Source organism: Maricaulis sp., from assembly GCF_030149515.1.
Lineage (GTDB): Bacteria > Pseudomonadota > Alphaproteobacteria > Caulobacterales > Maricaulaceae > Maricaulis.
Map to the genome: position 1 here is coordinate 1 of NZ_JASBRI010000018.1, position 21,843 is coordinate 21,843.

Here is a 21,843-nt window from a genome sequence, read left to right on the forward strand (position 1 = left end):
AACGGCAATACGGCGGCCACGCAACTGACCGTCGATTACGATGCGACCGCACCGGGTGTGGCCATTTCCTCGGGCGCTAGCGGGACGGTCGGCGGACCGTTTTCTGTGACGATCGCCTTCACGGAGGACGTTACCGGGTTCGCCGCCGGCGACATCGCGGTCGGCAATGGCGCCGCCTCGGACTTCAGTGCGACAAGCGCCAGCGTCTACACCGCCACGATCACACCGGCTGCGGACGACCCTGTTACTGTGGATGTTGCATCCGGGGCCGCGCAGGACGCAGCCGGAAATGACAGCACCGCCGCCGATCAATTTTCCATCGGCTTTGACGGCACCCCGCCGGGCCTCACCATTTCCCTGCCCGGTTCAACGGCGGAAGGGCCGTTTACGGCGACCTTCACCTTCTCCGAGGCGGTCAGCGGTTTCGGTCTGGACGACATCGCGACAACGAATGCCACCGTGTCCGGTCTGAGCGAAGCCGGTGAAGGCGAGTACACGGCGACATTCACACCCGAAACGGTCGGCGAGGTTGCGATTGCCGTTGCGGCCGGCGCCGCGACGGACAGCGCCGGCAATGAGTCGGAGTCCGGGAGCGCCAGCATCGAGATCGTTATTCCCGAAGTAGAAGTCGATCTCGACCTCAACGCGGCAGTGCTGGATGCAACAACAGTGTCGCAGACCGCGACGCTGGCGAACCCTGGCAGCCAGTCACTGGCTTTCGTGGCGAACGCCGATGTCGACTGGGTCACTGTGACCCCCTCCAGCGGTACGATCCCTGCCTCCGGCAGCATCGGCATTACCGTCACGCTCAATGAGCGCGCCGAACAGCTTGAACCGGGGAACTATACCGGAACGGTCACGGTTTCGACGGCGGTCGCCGCCGGCCAGGCTTCGACCGGCCGCTCCGAAAAAGGGTCGACGGTCGTTGCGACGATCCCCATCACCGCCTCGGTAGCGGAGCGGTACGGTACGCTTCAGATCATCGCCACGACACCCGGCGGCCAGCAGGGTGACGAGACCTTCACCTATGTCTCGTCCGACGACGATCTGAACGGGCTGAGCCTGACGACGTCCGGCGGACTGGTTGCCTCCCAGGCCTTCCGGAAGGTGTTCGGGGCCTACGATCTGACCCAGAACCTGCCCCAGGGATGGGTTCTGGACAGTGTGAACTGCTCCGGGGATGCCGATGGCGGCTCGATCATCGACGTGGAGGCCGGGACGGTCGAGATCGATCTCGACGCCGCGGAGACCATCGTGTGCACGTTTGCAAATACCCGCGACGAGGATGCGATACGTCTTGCCACCATGCGGGCAATCAACAATTTCATGGTTCGCCGCGCCGATCGGATCATGACCGGCGCGCCGGACCTGTCCAGCCGTCTGCGCGACCGGCAGAGCACAGCACCGGGCCGGTTCTCGGCCGATGTCGAAGGCGGCAATGTCATGATGAACTTTGCGGGAAGCCTTTCGGGCTTGCGCAATCACGCCAAGGCCAATGAGCGCCAGATTCCCGGCTCGCGCCAGACGGCCGAACCGGATGAGACCCGCTTCGACGTCTGGTTCGCCGCCAGCTACAGCGCGCTTGAAGACGACAGGGCCGGCGATCGAGCGGAAAGTTCCTTCGGCCTGGTTCAGTTGGGGGCGGACTGGCTCGTGTCCGAGAACGCCTTGGTCGGCGTGATGGTCCAGGTGGACGAGATGAGCGAGACCGCCGAAGATCCGGTGGAGGCTGCTGGCGCCGTGCGCGGAGCCGAGTTGGACGGCACCGGCTGGATGGCCGGACCGTACGCGGTGTGGGAGTTCGCCGACAGTGCCACGCTGGACGTTTCGGCCCTGTGGGGGCAGTCGGACAACACGATCAATCCGCTTGGCTTCTACGAGGATGAGTTCGAGACCACGCGATATATGGTTCGTGCGAACGTAACCGGCGAATGGAAGCGCGACCGGACCGATGCCGGCCAGCTGGTGCTGCGGCCCGGATTGTCTTGGACCCATTTTGAAGAAACCCAGGACGCCTACACTGACAGCCTGAATATCGCTATCCCGGAACAGACGATTTCCATCGGCCGCATTGAGGCCGGGCCTGAAGTTGCGTACCGCATGGACAGCCCGACCGGGCAAGGCTGGTGGGAACCCAGGGCGGCTTTGCGGGCGGTCTGGGATTATGATGGCGCGGACCTTATGGATGAGAGCGGCCGGCGCGTAGACGATGGTCAGCTGCGAGCAGACCTGTCGATCGGTCTGCACGGTCGGTCGGCCAACGGCGCTGTTGTCTCGGCTGAGGCCCGGATCTCCGGTCTTGGTGATGGTGATTTCTCGGCAAACACCGCTCGGATCGAGCTGAGACTTCCATTCTAGAAGCTGGTGTCTTGAGGCGATCTTCAGGTTTCGGATCTGGCAGTCAGTCATGGCGAAAGGCGCTGCCAGATCAAATGCGGCCCGGGTGTGATCGTGACAATCGAGACCCGTCCGCGCCCAAGTCTGCCCCCACCGCCATACCGTCCTGGCAGGGCAAAGAACGACAGACCGCGCGGCAAGTGCCGCCGTCATTCCGCGGCGCAGGTGCGGCCCTGGTCTCGGGCAGCGGTCTTCGCTCTTCCCTTCACCGCGGCGTCTGAACGCGCGGTTTCGGAGAGGTCGGGCGGGATATCTCCTGCCGCTTGCACGGACACGCCGGCAGAAGGCAGCCCGTGGCCGGGGGGCGGGCCGGCATCGCGGATGGCCGAGGCGTCTGGACGGCTTTTCATCATCGCCGGCCGGATCGCATATGCCGGTATTGCGTGCGCTCCGGATTGCGCGACGCGCTGCTGTTCAACTTTTTGATTCTACACGAATTAAACTGCCTTCCGGTGCGGCAAAAATGTCCCGCACGCGGGGCGAATCAAAAAATTGCACGTCGCGGGTCGCAATTTGAAACCGTGTGCGGTACACAAAAATTAATGGTTAATTCCTCGGGGGGGATGGTGTGTCGGGATCAGGAATTCAGGGGCGCGGCGCGGCCGCCTGCGCCGTTCTAACGCTTTCTTTGTTCGCCAATGGCTGTGCATCCGTGATCGATCGCGCAGATGCGGAGCATTTGTCGGTCTTGCGGTCCTCCGGGATCGATGCGCGAGCGGAGACGCAATCGGAAGAGCGGCTGGCCCGCATTCTGGGCGCCGACAATGCGACCGGCCAGCTGGACTCGACCTTCGGCGCCATGGTGCAGGCGGGCAATCCCGATCTGGGCAGCCTGATGGAAGCGGCGCTGGAGAGTAATCCGGCAATTGGCCGCGCGGCGCAGGGCATCAATCGCGCCGAGGCCCAGCGCCTCAACGCGATCTTTGGCTACCTGCCGCAGGTGAGCGCCTCCCTGCAGCGCGATCGGCTCGACCAGGAAGTGGTGGAGACGGACAACCAGGTCTTCCAGGCGGGGACCGCAAGCTATCCGGTGGATACCGACCGCATCCAGATCACCCAGCCGATCCTCGATCTTTCCCGGATTTTCGGCATCCGCATCGCCAATTCCGCCCGCTCCCTGGCTGAGGTGGAATATGTCAAATCCGTCAAGGACGTGAGTGCGGAAGTCTTCGATCAATACGTCATCGCCATCCAGTCCAAACAGCGCGCGGACTTCCTGCAGGCGCGGCTGGAGCTGATGGATCAGCAGGTCGGCGGGATCGAGCGCCGCATCGGCGTGGGTGAAGGCCAGGTTGTCGATCTGGCATCCATGCGCAGCGAGCGCGGCTCGATGGCGGCGGAAATCGCCTTTGAGCGCACGCGTTATCAAAATGCCCTGTCGACGCTTTCGGCCCTGACGGGCCGCGTGATCACCGGCGGGCTGCCCGGGGACCTTCCGGCCGTGTCCGGTTATGACCGTCCGGCGGGTGTGGACGGCGCGCTGGCCCTCGGCCTAGAAGAGAATCCGGCGATCATGGCGGCGGCCTTCGAGGTCGTGATGGCCAACATGACCAAGTGGCAGTCCGTCTTCGATGATTTCGCGCCGGTACTGTCGGCCTACGCCTCGCTCGATCGCGAGGACCGCGACGACAGCCGGTTCGGCGGCGGCTCCGTGACCGAGGACCAGGTGGTCGGCCTGCAGCTTTCCATTCCGATCTTCAACGCCTCCGGAACCGGTTTTTCCAGCCTGACCGGCCGTGTGGACGAGCGGATTGCCGCGCTGGACTATTTTTCCGTCCGCCGCGAAGTGGAGACCGGCATCCGCGGCGCGCATGACCGCATGGTGGCGCTGTCCGAGGCGATCGCCGCCTCCGAGGTGGCCGTTACCGACGCCCAGGCGGCGCTGGAGCGCGAGCAGGACCGTGTCGCACTGGGGCAGGGGGTCAATTACAGCGTACTGTCCCGCCAGATCCGGCTGAATGTGGCGCAAGAGCGCCAGGCCTTCTATCAGGCTGAATATCTCCGCGCCTGGGGCGAGCTGCAATACCTCACCGGCGGATCGTTGAACGAGGCCGTGGAGTAATGCGCGGCCTGGGAGTCATCCCGGCCCTGATCCTGCTTCTTACCGGCCCGTTGGATGCGCAACTACCCAGCCGGGACGATGCGCGTGCGCGCCCGATCGATTGCAGTATCCGCGCCTCGCGCCAGATCGAGCTGAGCCCGAGTTTCGACGGCATCGTCGCCGAAGTCTTCGTGCGGCCCGGACAGAGCGTGGACGAGGGCCAGCCGTTGTTGCGCCTGGGTACGGATCTGGAGGAAGCCGAGCTGGCGCTCATCGAAGCGCGGGCCAATGCGACAGGTTCGCTCAACGCGGCCCGCCAGCGCCGGGCCGGCCTGCAGGACCGCGTCGACCGTCTGCGCGAAGCCTATGAGCAGCAAGCTGTCTCCTATGGCGAGTTCGAAACCGTCGAGCTGGACCTGCGCAGCGCCGAGGCCGAAGTGGCGCGTCGTGAAGAGGAATTGCAGATCGCAGCTCAAGAGGCAGAGCCGCTGCGCCGGAAGATCGATCTGGCGACGGTTCGCAGTCCCGCTGCGGGTGTGATCGGCGAGGAAATCCTGGACCCGGGCGAGGCGACCCAGGGGCAGTCCCTGCTGACGCTTTACGTGCTTTCCCCGCTGCGCGTCGAAGCCTTCGTGCCGCGCGAGCGTCTGCCTGCCGTGATCGCCGCGCAGGGCCTGGCGCTCAGCGTCGATGGCGAGCCGGTCGATCCTGCCGCTGTGACATTCGACTATGTCTCGCCTATTGCCGATCTCGCCTCCGGCACGATCTCCGTTTTCCTTCATCTTGAGTCCCACGACATTCTCCCGGGAAGCACATGCCAAGCTCGCCTGCCCGCCTCCTGATCGCTGCGCTTTTCGCAGGCGTCCTGGCGCCGGCTGCCGTATGGGGGCAGTCGGGCGATCTGTCCCTGGGCGCGAGCTATTCCTCGCTGTACGGCCCCACCGCGAATATCGCCTTTTCCGCAGAGGGGCTGGGCCGGAAGAAGGATATCGCGGCCTCGGTGCGCTTTCGCGGCGGCCCGGAGGGCGAAGAGGGACGGGTGTCCTTCCTGCGAAGTCCGGAGGTCGAGACGGGCAAGCTTCGCTATGCCTTCACCGCAAACGCGCAGAACTGGGATCATATCCCCTATGAAAGCCGGGGTGTACGAGTCTCGGTGGAGCGCGAGAAACCGGTCGGCCCGCGTACGAGTTTCGGAGCGGGCGCCTTCGCCGGTTATGATGACGTGACGGCCGTGGTGTCGGGCATGTCGGGCATCCTGGCGCGCGACTTCGGCGAAAGTTCAAGCATCGGTGTCAATGTGTTCTCGCGGTTCGAGAGCGGTGATTTTGAACCCGGCCAGCCCGACGCGGCACGCTTGCGGCTGGACAGCAATCTCCAGATCGCGGGCCTGGGTGACCGGAAATACGTCGCGCTGGAACTCGGTGCCCGCTACGAAATGCCGCTGAGTTCGGGGTTTGTGCTCAAGACACGGCTCAAGGCCGGGGCCATTCGCGGTCTCGACGATGACTATGTTTCAGTGCTCGACCGGGCGTTTCAGGGCGATCTGGAGCCGCGGGGTTTTGAATATGGCGGACTGGGCCCGCGCGACCCTGCCACGCAGGATGCCCTTGGCGGAGCGAATTTCTATGCGGGGAGCGTGGAGATCCAGCGGCCCGTTGCCGAGACTCCGGTCGTTATCGGGGCGTTTGTCGATTTCGGCAGCACCTGGTCGGTGCCCGGCGTCAGCGATCCGATGCTCTACGACCAGCATGAGATCCGCGCCAGTGCCGGCGTATCTGTAGAATTTTCCAGTGATTTCGGAAGCTTGCGCGTCTCCTACGCGGAGCCTTTCGAACGCCAGGATCATGACCGCGTGCAACGCTTGTCCGTTGCCTTGGTCGCAAGTTTTTAGGCGCCGGCATGGGGACGGCAGCCACGATCATCCCGGTCCTTCCCAGGGAAGCGGCCAAACAGCTCGGCAGGCCGGAACGAGTGTCCGGTGTGCCGGAGGAGGCGTGATGTCTGTCAGCTCTGTGAATCCGACGATCCCTGCGCCGGTTCTGCTTGAACCGCGGATCATGATGGATGCCAATCTCGAATGGGATCTGGCGTCGACCACGGCCTTGTCGGGCAGTCTTTCCAGTATGGTGCAGGCCTTCGCCGAGCAATACGCGGCCGTCGATGAACTTGAAGTGCCCGGTTTTGATGCCCTGCTGAGCGGGGACAACGCGGCAGGCCCGGTATCCGGGAATGGGGCACAGGCGGCAGACATGTCGGCTGTGCTCAATGCGGCGGACCGTGTTCAGTCAGCGTTTGCCGATCTGAGAGCGGCGGTGCTGGAAGGCAGCCGCGACCTGATCGGTACCGGCGAGATCGACTACAGTACCGATGAATTCCTGCCTGGCGGGCAGGTTCGGCCCGTTGCCGACGACGCCCTTCGCGATATCGCACTGGCCGATATCGAACGCATCGCCGATGATGCGATTATCGCGGACCTGGTCCAGTCGGGCTGGGTTGCCGAGACGGTCGAGGAAGACCAGCCGCAAACCGCCAAAAAGCCCGTATCCGAGCCCGGGCCGGTTCTCACCCCCGAACTCGCCGATCACGAGACCGGCATATCCGAACGGGACGCAAATTCTGCCAAACGGCCGGTTTCCGAGCCTCAAACGGGTGCCGATCCGGCTGTTCCGGCCGATGTATTTGATGCGTTGGAGACTCCCGTCATCGGCATGGCGAGTGACGCTTGGAGCCACGCCATCGGCCTCGATGCGGCCGGCCTGCTTGTGTTGCCGTCGGGGACATCGCCGGCCGGCGACGACGTGATCGACTGGCGGCCGGATGTGCTCAGCAACGACGCCATTCATCTTGTAGCGGCTGACATTGCGCCCCGCGCGCCCGTTATCGACACGCCGCCGGAGCGGCCGGCCCTGGATCTCGCCTCCATTCAGGCGGCGCGGATCGCGGATCATCTTTTCGTGCCTGAGCTGGACGAGGCCGGCGTCGGGGCGTTCATGGCGCCCGCCGTGCTGGGACTGGTCCGCAGCGGGCCCCTTCCGGCGGCCCCGGAGACAGTCCACCCCAAGCAACTGACCCCTGCGCAGGCCAAGGCGCTTTCGGGATCGGGCACGCTTGAAGCAGAGCCGTTCGAATTCCTCTTCGCATCCGGTGCGGCCGCCGTCGACACCGCATCGAACATTACGGTCACCGAGCTTGAGGGCTTCAATGCCCTGGCGCTGCTGAACGATCCCGGTCCGTTGCTGAGCGGCATCTACGATATCTTCCAGGAGCTCGACGGCCTGTTCGACAGCTTCCTGGCCGATATCGACCTGCCGATCATCGGCGATGCAATCGGCACGGGCCTGACGTTTTTCGACGATGTGATGAACAGCGTCCTGCTGCCGGCGCTGGAATACGCCGAGACGCCGCAGGAAGACGGCTCCCTGCCGTCCACTATCGATATCATCAACGGCTTCGTGAACGATGCGTTGAACAGCGTCTTCGGCACGGAGGATGTGGAGTACCTGCACGCCTTCCTCGATACGTCGGGCACGACGGCGGAATCGTTCATCTACGGCGCGATCAATTTCTCCGGCAAGCTGTTCAGCGAGATGCTCGATATCGATTTCGATTTCGGCATTCCGGGCCTGAATATCGAAGTGGAGGAAGGCTCCGAAATTCTCCTTGAGCTGAGCTATACGGTCAATATCGGCTTCGGCCTGGATGCCGGCGGCTTCTTCCTGCTGAACGATACCGATGACGCGGAAGTGTCGATCGATTTCCTGGTTGATGCCGGTACGTTCAGCGGTTCGATGAGCGTGCTGAATCTGCTGGGGCTGTCCGCTCAGGCAGTCACGCTGGACGAAGACGGCGTGATCATTTCCGACGCCTCCACCGATGGCGGTACGGCCCAGCTGCACGCTTTCCTGGAAGCCGACCTCTACGGCGATTCAGGATCTGAAATTGAGCGTGATTTCAGTAATATAGAGCCGCTCGATGGCAGCGGTAACGTGCTCGCCTACGAGAATATCATCTATCTCGACGAGCTGGATTTCGGCGAGCTCGTCAGCTTCGATTTCGGCGCCGAGGTCGATGTGCAGATCGGTGTCGTGGGCAATATCCTGGACCCCTTCTCCGGCGAAGCCCTGGAGATCGGCGGGAATCCGATCCTCCCGAATGTCGCCGCCGAACTCGTTCTGGATGCGAGCTACACACTGGCAGAGGGCCTGTCGGTCGATGCGTTGGGCATTCACAATGTGCGTATCGATGCGAGCCAGCTCTACGACGCGCTGATCCGCCCGCTTGTGGATCCGATCCTGGCGGTCGTCGGTCCGCTCCTCGACGTGATCGATATCATCTTCCAGGACCCGATCGGTCTCCTGAAAGATCTCGCCGTCGATCTGGTCGCGCTCTGGTTCCCGATCATCAAGACGGTCGACAACGTCGCTGAGATCGCCAATTCGATCGCTCAGTTTGTCGCCGATCTCGCCGACGCTGGCGGTATGGTCCATTTTGGAAGCTTCGACTTCACGGAATTCGGTGACGAGCTGGCAAGCGGCGAAACCAATGCCTCGGATATCGACCTGACCACGCTGGACCCCACGGGCTTTACCACAGACGACGGCGATGGCGGGTTCGGCACATTCGGCGATCCGGGTGACGGCTTCTCCGTCGATATCCCGCTGTTGAAGAACCCGTTCAGCGCAATTTCACTTTTGCTGGGTGATTTCAGCGGCGTGGAGCTCGTAAGGGCGCGTTACACCTGGTTCAATATCGACTCCGCAGACCTGGATTTCACCCAATTATTCCTCGACTCCCTCGACATTCCCGACATCGTCGTGGACGCGCTTGAATCGCTCGAGGTCGGCACGCTTATTTCCAACCGGATCGAGGGCCACGGCATCACGATGTTCGAGGTCGGGTACGATCTCAGCGGCGTACAGAATTTCCTGAATTCCTATGACCCGTTCCGCCTGTTTGACGGGGTCTTCATTGAGGCCGGTGAAGGCTCGCTGGTTGATATCGAACTGGATATCATCATGTTCGCGAACGCGTTCATCGCCACGATCGGCGGGGGCGGTGAGCTGGACCTCAAGTTCAACATCACCGACCCGAATGACGACGGCAAGGTCCGGTTGTCCGAACTGCTCGATGCCATCCTGTTCATGGTGAAGAACGGTGCGGTCACCCCCCACCAGCAGATCGCCTATATGCTGGAAGGCACGATGTCATTCTTGGTGGATACCGAAGCCAGCTTCCTGGGCGCGACGGAGACGATTTACGAGCTGGAACTGCCCCCGATCGAGCTGGAGCTGTTCGATCCCGAACCCAGCCTGGTCAGCGGACTCGATAGCGATCGCAGCAGCATTCTTTCCCTGGAAGGACTGTTGAACCTGCTGGGCCTGGGCGGTGGCGGCGAAGACGAGGTCGGCACACAGGTCCTCAATCTGGGTGCCCGGATCATGGGGGCCAATTCCGACATGGTGGAGGACGGCGACGACATCGTCGTGCTCGGCACGTTGGCGAACCGCTACGCCGTCACGCTGAACAATGCGGAAGGCTCGCTGGACGGGGAAATCGACCCCGACGCCAAGGCTGTCATTATCCCGGCCGGCGAAGGCGACAATGTCGTCGACATGTCGAAATTCTCCGATGCGGACAGCGATCGTGTGACGATCACCTACTCCGGGGCCGGCCAGGACACGATCACCCTCCCGGTTGGCGGATTGAACGTGGTTTTTTCCGGTGCGGGCGATGATGTCATCACGGCGCCGGACGATGCGCAGGGCACCTACATCATCTTTTCCGAGGGCGGCGCCGACACGATCGATATTCCCGGCGGCAATGTGATTGTCTTCTCCGGCGACGATTACGGCATGCGCGACGTTTTCCTCACCGAATTCGCCAATGGCGATGTCACGCCCGAGCGCGTGCGCGAACTGCTGGGGCTGCTTGAGGACGACACGGCCGATCCCGGCGCGGACGGCCATTACGACGTCGGCGGCGATACACCCGTCAACCTGGATGTCCTGCTCGAAAACTATACCGAGATTTCGCAGCTCAAGGCGGATCGCGACGACGAGAGCATCACGGTTGGCGCGGGCAATCATATCCTGCTCACCGGCAAGGGCGACGATGTCATCCGCGGCGATCTCGACGGGGCGGGTGAGGTCACAGTCCTCTCCGGCGCGGGCGATGACGACATCGCCATTGGCGGCACGACGGTCTTCATCGAGGGCGGCGCTGGTTCCGATACGATCGAGGTCAATGGCCAGACGGTCGAAGTCTGGGGCTGGGGCAAGGCGGCCGGCGAGCGCGGCGGCCTGGGTACGACGTCGGAAATTGACGCCCTGGCGAGCAATGACGGCGACGACATCATTATCGGCGGGTCCGGCGATGACCAACTCTTCGGCCAGGTCGGCGACGACCTGATCGAGGGCAATGGCGGCAATGACACGATCGGCGGCGGTCTCGGCAACGACGTGATCGCCGGCGGCACCTTCGCCTTTACCCTGGACGGCGCGGCACTCGATATCCGCGATGTCGATATCGCCTCGGCCATTGACGGCGTGCTGGACATACGGGTGAACGACCTTGCCGATGGCGATGATACGATCCGCGGCGGTTCGGGCGACGATATCCTGCTGGGTGGCGGCGGCGCCGACACGATCAGCGGTGCGGCCGGGCTGGATCTCATTGCCGGCGATTTCGCCAGCATTCTGGTCAGCGGCAACATGATCGCCCAGCGGATGAGCGCGCTCTTCGAAGAAAGCAGCCGGCAGGGCGGCGACACGATCGATGCGGGCTCTGCCGATGATATCGCGATGGGCGGTGGCGGCGACGATGCGCTGATCTCCGCCTCCGGCGACAATATCCTGCTGGGCGATTTCGGTATTCTCGAGGGTGCGGATCTGCGCGAGGGCGCCGAAACGATCGTTTCCATCAACAGTATGCAGGGCGGCAATGACACGCTGACCACGGGGCGCGGCAATGACCTGCTGATCGGCGGTGAGGCCGATGACGTACTCAACTCCGGCCTGGGTGTGGATATCCTCTTCGGTGACAATGCCAATGTCGATTTTCCGGGCCTGACCCTGACCGGTCTTGCGCTCGATACGGACGGCAATGACACGCTGGTGATGGGTGAGAATCTGAGCGGTACGGAGCCCGCGCCCGTCGACCAGAACGACCTCGCCTTCGGCGGTCTGGGCGACGACACGATCACCGCGACCGTAGGCGGGCTCACCCTGATCGGGGATAGCGGCGAGATGTTGCTGCGGGCCGAGGCGCTCGAGGCGCTCGCGAATTACGCCGATCCCGGCAACGCGCCGTCCGATGCGGTTCTGGCCGAGGCCGAAGCCGCCTGGTTCCTGTTCGACGCGATGGTCGCATCGGCGCAGACGGCACCGGATGCGCGCGACGGCAATGATGACGTCACGATCGCCGGCGGTATTAATTCCATCGCCCTGGGCGGCGGGGACGATACGGCTCTGCTGCAGGATGGCCTGAACCATCTCCTGGGCGATGACGGCATCATGGCGACGCTGCTGAACGACGAGAAGGACACGATCCGCTACCAATTGACGTCCACCGACATGGCGGCGGCCTCCGGGCGGGACACCATCACGGCGGGCGACGGCAATAATGTGCTGATCGGCGGCGAGCAGGGCGATGTGATCGAGGCCGGGGACGGATTCAATCTGATCCTCGGCGATCGCGGCGACTATCTCTCCTCCAATTCAGAACGGGTCGGTTTTCTGCGGTCCGACGCCTCGCTCCTGGGCGGGGATGACGTGATCACGACCGGTGCCGGTAATGCGATCATCGTGGCCGGCCAGGGCGATGACACCGTTTCTGTCGGAGACGGCGACGATGTCGCCCTGGGCGACGATGCGAAAGTCACGCATCAGGATGGCTGGGACATTCTGATCGTCGATACCGTCAACCACGCCAGTGGCGGCCATGACACGCTGACCGCGGAAGGCACGCGCGGCGATAATGTGCTCATGGGCCAGACCGGCGACGACGTGATCGATGGCGGCCTCGACGACGATCTTGTCGTCGGTGACAATGCCGATCTCGACTTCCTGCCCGATGCGCGCAGTTTCGACGGCCAGTCCGGTCTCGACAAGCTTTTCCGCTTCGTGAGTGTCGTTCCGGACGTGGATGGCGATGATGTACTCCGCGGGCATGACGGCACGGACTATCTCGTTGGCGGCTTCGGGGACGAGGAAATGTTCGGCGGCGATGGCCAGGACTTCCTCATCGGCGATACGGCCATCATGTCCCGGGCCTATACCGCCCAGGGCGACGGCGTGTTCGGCGAATTGTGGATCGATACGAATTTCGCCTACGAGACCGGCGGCTATGACGAAATGCACGGCGAGGCCGGCTTTGATGTCATGATCGGCAATCTCGGTCCGGATATTTTCTTCGGGGATACCGAAGAGGATGCGCTCTTCTCGGACGGATTTGCCGGCTATTTCACCACGCAGTGGGACAGCGGCCTGTTCAACCAGCCGACCCCGCACTGGCAATTGGTGAAGGTGAATTTCGCCGGACCGGGAGCCGTCGATATCGTCTCTAAGGCCCAATCCGCCGGCTCGATCGGTCTGAGCCTGGACCGTGCACCGGAAGGTGAGGCCTCGCGTGGTGCGGACGAGGCGCCAGGCGTGCGCAGCAGTGCCGTGTTTGACCGTGTGGACACAACGGCCGTGTCGGCCAGCCATCTCGACATGCTGATGGACTACGTGCTGGGCGATCTGATGATGTCGGCCATCGCCGAGCTGATTGCGATGGGGCTGGAGGGCGAGGCTCTGCGGGCGGCGATTGCGGCCGAGCTGGGCGTGCATATGAGCCAGGCACTGCAGATTGACGGTGTCTCGCAAAGCCTGCTGCTTGAGCGCGTGATGACAATCATCGAAGATCGCCTGGATCTGGATCAGAGCGCTGCGATCCCGCCGCAACACACCGGCGCGCCGATGATGGTGGCGGCGGAATAGTCACGCTGACGACAAACTGAACATGCAAGGGCACTCCGCCCGAAGGACGATGACATGACCGAAAAAAAGACCACCGGCGCCCCCGACGAAGTGGGTGGCATCAAGATCAATTGGCATGACGAAAAAATGGACAGCCATTACGCCAATATCGGCACGGCGACGGCCAATCGGGAAGAATTCTTCCTGCTCTTCGGCACGCACCAGCATTGGCGCGGCGACCTGGCCGAGACCAAGGAAGTCGATGTGGATCTGGCCCACCGCATCGTGATGAGCCCGTTTGCCGCCAAACGCCTGGCCATGATCCTGAACCAGTCGGTGAAAGCCTACGAAGACAAGTTCGGCAAGATCGGTTCCTGACCGGGGCGATGCTGGAAACGCTCTCGTGCATCTTTTCGCTGAGACCTGGCGCGTCCGCTGCGCCGGTGGCGATACTCGGGGCGCTTCCGGAGGATATTGCATCGCTTGAGGTACCCGCTATCGCGGCGGGCCAGTCGGCGTTGCGCCGGATCGGGGACAAGCTGGTCGTGCTGGCGCCGCAGGACGACGGTGCGGTTATCGGGTTTGTGCTCGACGCGGTGCCGCCGGCCACACAGCTCAAGAACATCGCCAACCGCCTGGCCAGGCTCGCCGCGTCAGGCCGGCTCGCGGCGGCCTCGTCCGACACGGGCGATACGCTGGCCGAACTGCCGGACAGTGCGCGATTTCTCACGCGCTATCTCGGCAAGGCGCGGGGCCGGATCACGCCGCGGCGCCTCCTGGCCATGGCCTGCGATGCCCTCACGAATGCCGGGGATGCGGACGAGGTGGCGATCCTGGTCTGCCGCCCCGGCGAGCAATCTGTGCTCACCCTGTCCTCCCTGCGGCTGGAGCCGATGCGGGATGCGATCGGCGATCTCCTGCGCCGCTGGCGGGGTGAAGAGAGGCTCACGCAACACGTGTCCACGACGGATCTGGAGGAGGAGGATCTGCGGCATGAGGACACGATCCTGCTCCTCGACAAGGCCGCCGTCTCGCATTGCTATATTTCGCTTCCGGCCCAGGGGGATGCCGGTTTCGGCTTCCTGCTGTTCGGTCCGGCCGCACGGGACCCCGAACGGTGCTGCGAGGACCTTCGCGGCATTCTGGAATTGCGCCACAGAACCCAGCGCGACTGGTCCAGGCGGCGCACCTACTTGCGGCGTGGATGGATGGCGGCAGCGGCTGCCTTTCTGATTTTTCTGCTCTTGCCGACCGACCGTGCCATTACCGCTTCGGGTGTGACCCGCCCGCGCGATGTCGATGTCGTCTCCTTGCATTTCCCCACCTATCTCGATCAGATGCAGGTCGAGGTGGGCGAAACGCTCGATCCGGGCGCACCGATCGCCGTGCTGACGGCGCCGGACCAGGACGATGCCCGAGCCTCCGCGCTTTACCAGATCTCGGTCGAGGAAGCGGCTGCCAATGCGGCTCTCGCCCAGGACGATTATGGCGCCTATGTGCAGGCGCAATCCCGTGTTGCCTTGCAGCAGGCCCGTTTGCAGCAGATCGAAGCGCGCATGGCCTTGCTCACGCCGACAGCGGACGGGGGCGGGCGTGTCGTGGCGGCACTCTCGGGCGGCGAGCGCGGGCGTTTCCTGGCGGCGGGAACAGAAATCGCCCGCATCCAGACCAGTCATCGCTACACATTCGAACTCACGCTCAGCCCCGCCGATGCCGGCTTTGTCGCGGTGGGACAGTCGGGCGAACTGAGCTTGCGCGGTCAGCTGGATCGTGCCTATCCGATACGCATTCTGACCCCGCCGGCGCCCGATACGCGAGGGGAGGACCCGGAAGCGGCGCCCGTCCTGATCGCGACCGCGATGATCGAGACCGAGGGCGAGGTGCAAATCGTGCCGGGCCTGTCCGGCTTCGCCCAGATCGATACAGGGCGGGCGATCCGCCTGGCCGTGTGGACACGTCATATCGTCGAATTTGTCAGGATGAAGGCATGGACAATCCTGAACTGGCGCATCTGAACCAGATCGAGCTCGATGGCCCGCTGGATCAGCCCGAGCGGGGCGTGATGGCGCGGGACAGGGTGACCGGCAGCATCCTGGTCCTGCCGCGGGAAATCGTACGTGCCCTGTTGCGGCTCAAGCATGGCGGAGCGTCAGGCCGGTCCGACGCCGAAACGGCCAGGCGCGACCGGCTGGGCATCGCCAGCCTGCTGCACACGGTTCAGCACCTGCGCCAGGCCGGCCGGGCCGGACAAAGGGCGGTCAATCCGCTGTTCCTGCGCATATCCCTGTTCAATGTGGCGCCCTTCCAGCCCTATCTGACCGGGCTGGCACGGGCGATTGTCGGGCCGGCCTACATATGGGCCATGCTGGCCCTGACCTTCGTGGCACTCGCCCTGGGGGTCCAGAGCGAGTGGGCGATTGCCGGCGCATATCAGAACATTTTCTCGCCGCAGGCGCTTTTGACCTTCGGGATCGCGGCGCCGCTGTTGAAGATCTTCCACGAGCTGGGCCATGTCCTCGCCGCCACCCGGTACGGGACGCGTGTGGCGCATGCGGGCATTCTGTTCATTGCCCTCTTCCCCATCCCCTTTGTGGATTGCTCGGACGCGGATGTGTCTGCGAACCGCAAGCAGCGTGTGGTGATCAGCCTGGCGGGCCTTTTCACGGACATGTTGCTGGGCGTTCTGATCTTCATCGCCTGGCATTTCACGACGGGCGATTTTCTCCGTGCCTTGCTGGGCAATCTGTTTGTCTATCTCACGCTCAACTCGATCCTGTTCAACGCCAATCCGCTGGTGAAGCTGGACGGTTATTTTGCGCTGATCGACCTGGTTCGCTACCGCAATCTCTCCCAGGATGGCGGCCGGTCGTTCAAGGGGTTCCAGCTCTGGCTGGGCTCGCTCGGCCGGCTGGGCCAGGCCCCCGGAAATCCGGGCGAAACGGCGATCCTGGTCTATGCGATCGCGAGCTTTTTCTATCGTCTGTATATTATCGGCTTCATCGCCTACAGCCTGCTTCCGCGCTATATGGGCGTGGGTGCCGTCCTGGTGGTGTGGGGGCTGATCGCCCTGTTCTTCGCCCCGCTCGCACGCTCGCCCGAGCAGGCGGGGCCGGCCCGGAGTGAGGACAACAAGGCCATCTGGACAGTGCGGTTCGGCGCGCTGGCGCTGATCGCCTTGGCTCTCGTCGTGATCCGCGTGCCGGTACGTCAGGACTTGCCTGTCACGGTCGATGCGTCGGGGCATTACGCGGTCTCGGTGCCGGAAACCGGCCGGCTGGTCGCCCTTTCCGAATACGGGGTCATGCAGGCCGGTGCCCGGCTGGCGGCGCTCGAAAGCGTGGCCTTGCGCGAGCAGCTAGTCGAACGCGAAGCCGAACTCGCCATCGCCCGCCGCAGGCTCGACGCAGAACGAGGCGGCGAACCGGTCCGTGCGGCGACCGCGCGCGAGCGGGTCCATTCGCTCTCGACCCAGATCGCCCAGCTGGAATACCGGATCGCCCAGGAGACCCTGCGGGCGGAGGAGAGCGGCGTGTTTGTTCCGCGCAGCGATCTGCAATCGGGAACGCGCCTGGAAGCCGGTAGCGCGCTTGGCGCCTACTATCCGGACAGCGGGAATGCGCGTCTCTCCGGGCGTTTTCCGGAGCGTTATGTGCACTACTACCGGGATGGTGTGCAGGCCGCAGAGCTCCGCTTCGGCGGCGAGTACTATCCGTTGGACGTCATGCAGCTGACCCTCCAGGAGCGCGTATCCATCGATCGGCAAAGCGGTCAGCGCCTCTATGTGATCCAGGTCACCGCCCCGCTTCCGCCGGCCGGGATCATGAGCGGGGCGGCGCGGCTGAGGCTGGACTTCCGCACGGAAGCGCTTTGGCAGCGCGCCGCCTTCCACATCCGTGGCCTGTTGCAGAATCTCCAGGACGCCCGCCTGTCCGAAATCGAGCGGCGATTGGGCTGAGTGACGCTGTCAGCCCGGATCCGAACGCGGATGGGTGACGGGAAGATCGGGCACGCAAAGGTCCAGGAGCCGGTCCACAGCCGGCCTGCATTCCTACTCGCCGGGACCGGGGCTGCGGCCGGACGGTTCCAGGATGGCAACGGCGAAAAGCCGGTCCGGGTCGGTCAGGAAATCGGCGATTTCCCATCCCCCCTTTCTGGCAATCGCGGCGAGGCTGTCCCGCGTGTATTTTCGGCTGTTTTCGGTGTGGATGGTTTCGCCGCGGCTGAAGTGGATATCCGCACCGGCCACGGGGACCACCTGATCGTCCTGGCTGACCAGGTGCATCTCGATGCGGCTGTGGGCGGTGTTCCAGCGGGCCTCGTGGGTAAAGGCGGACAGGTCGAAATCGGCGCCGATTTCACGGTTCATGCGTTTGAGGAGATTGAGGTTGAAGGCGGCTGTCACGCCGGCGCTGTCGTCATAGGCGCGGACCAGCGTGCCGGTATCCTTGACCAGGTCGATCCCGAGGATAAGCGCGCCGATGCCGTTCCAGCGCCGGATCCGGCCGAGCATCGCGGCGGCGGTATCGTGCGGCAGGTTGCCGATCGTCGATCCGGGAAAGAAGACGGTCTTCGGCGCGCCATCGAGGGCCGGCGGAAGGTCGATATCGCCGGTGAAGTCGGCAATCACCGGGCTTATGTCGAGATCGGGATAGTGCTGGCGCAGCCCGTGCGCCGTTTCCTCGAGAAATCGGGCCGAGATATCCACCGGCACATAGGCGGCCAGATGGTCCGCGCCGTCGAGCAGGATGCGGGTCTTCACGCTGGCGCCGCTGCCCAGCTCGACCAGGACGGTGCCCGGCGCAAGGACCCGTTGCAAGGCATGGACCTCCTCGCGCAGGATCCGGGTTTCCGTGCGTGTGGGATAATATTCCGGCAGCTGCGTTATCTCTTCGAAGATCGCGCTGCCCTCGGCATCGTAGAGCCACTTGCTGTCGATCCATTTGGGATCCGAACGCAGCCCGTCCAGGGCCTCGGCCGCAAAGACCGGGTCGTCTCTCAGGGATGTATCCATGATCTTACATGTCCTTGGCCAGCCGCAGCCCGAGCATCTGCCAGCGTTGATGGGGGTAGAAGAAGGTTCTGTAAGTCGGGCGCATCTGCGCTTCCGGCGTCGCACAGGAGCCGCCGCGCAACACCATCTGGTTCACCATGAACTTGCCATTGTACTCGCCCACTGGACCTTCATACGGACGAAAGCCCGGATAGGGCGCATAGGCGCTCTGGGTCCATTCCCACACATCGCCCCACTCGCCGCTTCCCGGCAGCGGGCGGAACATGTTGCTCTCTGCGAAATTGCCCCGGACCGGCAGGTCGCGCGTGGCAATCTCGGCCTCGGCCTCGGTCGGCAGGCGCGCTCCGGCCCAGCGGGCAAAGGCGTCGGCCTCGTAATAGCTGACATGCACGACCGGCGCGTCGAGGGCCACCGGCTGGGCCCCGCGCAGGGTGAAGGACCACCACTCATCATCCTGCTTCCACCAGTATAGCGGCGTGTCCCATGCTTCCCGCTCCTTCACGGCCCATCCGTCCATCAGCCACAAAGATGGGGTGTCATACCCCCCGTCTTCAATGAAGCCGATCCAGTCGCGATTGGTCACGGGGCGGCCGGCATAGCCGAAGGGGGCCTGGAACACTTTGTGGCGCGGCATTTCGCAGTCGAAGGCAAAGCCGTCGCCGGCATGGCCGATCTCGGTGACACCCCCGTCGAAACAGCGGAATTCCAGGGGCAGCGCGCCGGACACCGGCAGGGGTTCGGGGTCGCGATAGGCCGGCATCAGCGGATTGTAGGACAGGCCGTGCAACAGGTCGGTGACCAGCAATTCCTGGTGCTGCATCTCGTGATGACAGCCCAGCTCGACCAGGCCCGCGATCGCATCGAGATCGTCGCGATCCGCCGCAATCAGGTCCATCAGCGCCTCGTCCACATGGGCGCGGTAGTCGCGGACGGCCTCCAGTCCGGGCCGGGAGATCAGGCCGCGCTTGTCGCGGGCATGCCGCGGGCCGGCCTGGACGTAATAGGAATTGAACAGCACCGCGAACCGGTCGTCGGGAGAGCGGTAATCCTTCACCCGGGGGCGCAGGATAAATTCCTCGAAGAACCAGGTCGTATGGGCCAGGTGCCATTTTGCCGGACTGGCATCCTCCATCGACTGGAGCATCATGTCCTCGGCGCTGAGCGGCGCCGCCAGTTCAGCGGTCCGGGCTCTGACATCCCGGAACAGCAGCGCGACGTCCGGCGGAGCCAGGGCGGGTGGCACAGCGGGCAAAGTCATGGGGCGTCCTGTTGTCGACGATCGTCAAGGGGCGAACCCCTATTCCAACGCGATTGTCCGCGTAGGGAAACCGTTTAATCGAACAAATGTGCGCGATTGCGTGTGCGATCCTGCAGTTTCCGCTCTTGCGCGCCCGGTCCTGCCGGTATCCGATGGCGTCTGGCCGCGCTGCTGCGCCGGGGTGTGCGGCACGGCACCGGTGATGACCGGGTGAATGGGTTGAAACGGGATGAGAGGGGAGTGCGCATGACGGCCGACCGGGCGATTTTTTCAGGATGCATGCCGGCCTTGATGACGCCGTGCGACGAGGCCGGAGTGCCCGATTTCGACAATCTGGTGGCCACCGGCCGCGACCTTGTCGAGGCCGGCATGGATGCCGTCGTCTATTGCGGCTCCATGGGTGACTGGCCGCTTCTGACGGACGAGCAGCGCCAGCAGGGTGTGGCGCGCCTGTGCGAGGCGGGCCTGCCGGTCGTGGTCGGCACGGGAGCCCAGAATACCGGGCGGGCCGTTGCGCTGGCCCGCCACGCCGCCGACGCCGGTGCGGCCGGCCTGATGGTCATTCCGCGCGTGCTCTCGCGCGGTGCCTCGGCGCAGGCCCAGAAAGCCCATTTCTCGGCCGTGCTCGAGGCGGCCCCCGATCTGCCGGCGGTGATCTACAACAGCCCCTATTACGGGTTCGAGACCCGCGCCGATCTCTTCTTCGCCCTGCGCGAGGCGCATCCCAATCTGGTCGGGTTCAAGGAATTCGGCGGTGCGGCGTCGCTCAGCTATGCCGCCGAACACATCACGTCCGGCGATGAGTCGCTGACCCTGATGGTCGGCGTCGATACGCAGGTGGTCCACGGCTATGTGAACTGCGGTGCGACGGGGGCGATCACCGGGGTCGGCAATGCGCTTCCCGTCGAGGTGCTGCGCCTGGTCGAGCTGTGCAAGCGGGCCGCCGGCGGCGATGCTGGCAGCCGGCGCCTGGCGCAGGAGCTGGCCGGGGCGCTGGAGGTGCTGGCCACGTTCGACGAGGGGCCGGATCTGGTGCTCTACTACAAGCGGCTGATGGTTCTGGAAGGTCATGGCGCCTACCAACATCAGCTCAACGCATCCGACCGGCTGAGTCCCGCGCAACAGGCCTTCATCGACGAAACTTGGCGCCGCTTCCGGAGCTGGTGGGCCGGCTGGCCCGGCGTGCGGGACTGAGCCCGGCCGTGCGCGTTATCGATTCCCATACCGGCGGCATGCCAACCCGGGTCATCGTTGAGGGCGGACCGGATCTGGGGGCGGGGTCGCTGGCGGAGCGGCGGCGCGTTTTTGCCGAATGCTTCGACGGCGACCGGCGCGCGTGCATTCTCGAGCCGCGCTGCCCGGACGCGGCGGTGGGGGCGCTGTTATGCGAACCGGAAGATCCGGCGGCTGCCGCCGGGGTCATCTTCTTCAATACCTACGGCTATCTGGGCATGTGCGGCCATGGCACGATCGGGCTGGCGGCGACGCTGGCCTGGCTGGGGCGGCTCGAGGCCGGTCTGCACCGGCTCGAAACCCCCGTGGGTTCGGTCGAGGTGGAACTGCTCGGGCCGAACGCGGTGCGATTCGAGAATGTGGAAAGCCATTGCCTGCAGGCCGGTCTCACCCTTGATGTGCCGGGCCTGGGCCGTGTGACGGGCGATATTGCCTGGGGCGGGAACTGGTTCTTCCTGAGCGATGCGGTTCCGGTACCGCTGGAGCCCGCGCAGATCCCCGCCCTCACCGATGCGGCCTGGGCGATCCGGCGGGCCCTGGCGGCGCAGGGCATAACCGGTGCGGACGGTGCCGAGATCGACCATATCGAACTCGTCGGACCCTCGCCGCATCCATCCGTCAACAGCCGCAATTTCGTGCTGTGCCCCGGAGGGGCCTATGACCGTTCGCCCTGCGGCACCGGTACGAGTGCGAAACTGGCCTGTCTCGCCCGTCGCGGCCAGCTCGGCCCCGGCGAGACCTGGGTCCAGGAGAGCATTATCGGCAGCCGGTTTTCCGGCACCTACCGACCGGGCCCGGAGGGCGGTATCATTCCGTCCATTGCCGGCACGGCGCATGTCTTCGCGGACACGCGGCTGGTCAGCGATCCGGCCGACCCGTTCCGCCTGGGCCTCGCCTGAGGGCGGTTTTCGCCCTGTCCGCGAATTCGCCCTTGCCTTTCCGCCCC

At 64.3% G+C, this 21,843-nt stretch carries 12 protein-coding genes; 10 read left to right on the forward strand and 2 right to left on the reverse strand.

The genetic code is table 11. The features are described from left to right. From Q1U94_RS07660 to Q1U94_RS07695, 8 genes are all read left to right on the forward strand, one after another. A partial coding sequence (locus tag Q1U94_RS07660; RefSeq protein WP_300543135.1) for an Ig-like domain-containing protein occupies positions 1–2,358 on the forward strand: 2,358 nt, incomplete at its 5' end. Positions 2,359–3,049: 691 nt separating this feature from the next. Beyond that, a complete protein-coding gene (locus Q1U94_RS07665) occupies positions 3,050–4,459 on the forward strand; it encodes a TolC family protein (protein ID WP_300543136.1) in 1,410 nt (469 codons plus the stop codon). Then, positions 4,459–5,280, forward strand: a complete 822-nt coding sequence (locus Q1U94_RS07670; RefSeq protein WP_300543137.1) for an HlyD family efflux transporter periplasmic adaptor subunit — start codon at positions 4,459–4,461, stop codon at positions 5,278–5,280. Before Q1U94_RS07665 ends, Q1U94_RS07670 begins: the two co-directional genes overlap by 1 nt. Next, on the forward strand, positions 5,253–6,329 hold the full coding sequence (locus Q1U94_RS07675; RefSeq protein WP_300543139.1) for a BamA/TamA family outer membrane protein: 1,077 nt from the start codon (positions 5,253–5,255) through the stop codon (positions 6,327–6,329). The genes Q1U94_RS07670 and Q1U94_RS07675 overlap by 28 nt, the downstream gene beginning before the upstream one ends. Positions 6,330–6,435: 106 nt before the next feature. Then, positions 6,436–13,416: a calcium-binding protein gene (locus tag Q1U94_RS07680; protein ID WP_300543140.1), complete on the forward strand. Its 6,981-nt coding sequence runs from the start codon at positions 6,436–6,438 to the stop codon at positions 13,414–13,416. A 54-nt stretch (positions 13,417–13,470) separates the two neighbouring features. Beyond that, positions 13,471–13,773, forward strand: a complete 303-nt coding sequence (locus tag Q1U94_RS07685; protein ID WP_300543141.1) for a DUF3467 domain-containing protein — start codon at positions 13,471–13,473, stop codon at positions 13,771–13,773. Positions 13,774–13,781: 8 nt separating this feature from the next. Continuing rightward, positions 13,782–15,410 carry an HlyD family efflux transporter periplasmic adaptor subunit gene (locus Q1U94_RS07690; protein WP_300543142.1) on the forward strand — a complete coding sequence of 543 codons (1,629 nt, stop codon included), beginning with the start codon at positions 13,782–13,784 and terminating at the stop codon, positions 15,408–15,410. Further along, the gene (locus Q1U94_RS07695; protein WP_300543143.1) at positions 15,383–17,350 is read left to right on the forward strand and encodes a M50 family metallopeptidase; all 1,968 of its coding nucleotides are present in this window, start codon (positions 15,383–15,385) and stop codon (positions 17,348–17,350) included. The genes Q1U94_RS07690 and Q1U94_RS07695 overlap by 28 nt, the downstream gene beginning before the upstream one ends. 93 nt (positions 17,351–17,443) lie before the next feature. Here the strand turns inward: Q1U94_RS07695 and egtD are convergent, their stop codons facing one another. Then, positions 17,444–18,406 (reverse strand): L-histidine N(alpha)-methyltransferase, encoded by a 963-nt coding sequence (egtD, locus tag Q1U94_RS07700; RefSeq protein ID WP_300543144.1) that lies wholly within the window; start codon positions 18,404–18,406, stop codon positions 17,444–17,446. Positions 18,407–18,410: 4 nt separating this feature from the next. Beyond that, positions 18,411–19,664, reverse strand: a complete 1,254-nt coding sequence (gene egtB, locus Q1U94_RS07705) for an ergothioneine biosynthesis protein EgtB (RefSeq protein ID WP_300543145.1) — start codon at positions 19,662–19,664, stop codon at positions 18,411–18,413. 246 nt (positions 19,665–19,910) lie between these two features. On the opposite strand from egtB, the gene Q1U94_RS07710 reads away from it, so the two are divergent. Together Q1U94_RS07710 and Q1U94_RS07715 are read left to right on the forward strand one after the other, a co-directional pair. Further along, positions 19,911–20,858 (forward strand): dihydrodipicolinate synthase family protein, encoded by a 948-nt coding sequence (locus Q1U94_RS07710; RefSeq protein WP_366917273.1) that lies wholly within the window; start codon positions 19,911–19,913, stop codon positions 20,856–20,858. 8 nt (positions 20,859–20,866) lie between these two features. Continuing rightward, on the forward strand, positions 20,867–21,796 hold the full coding sequence (locus Q1U94_RS07715) for a proline racemase family protein (protein ID WP_366917274.1): 930 nt from the start codon (positions 20,867–20,869) through the stop codon (positions 21,794–21,796). The last annotated feature ends 47 nt before the right edge of the window (positions 21,797–21,843 follow it).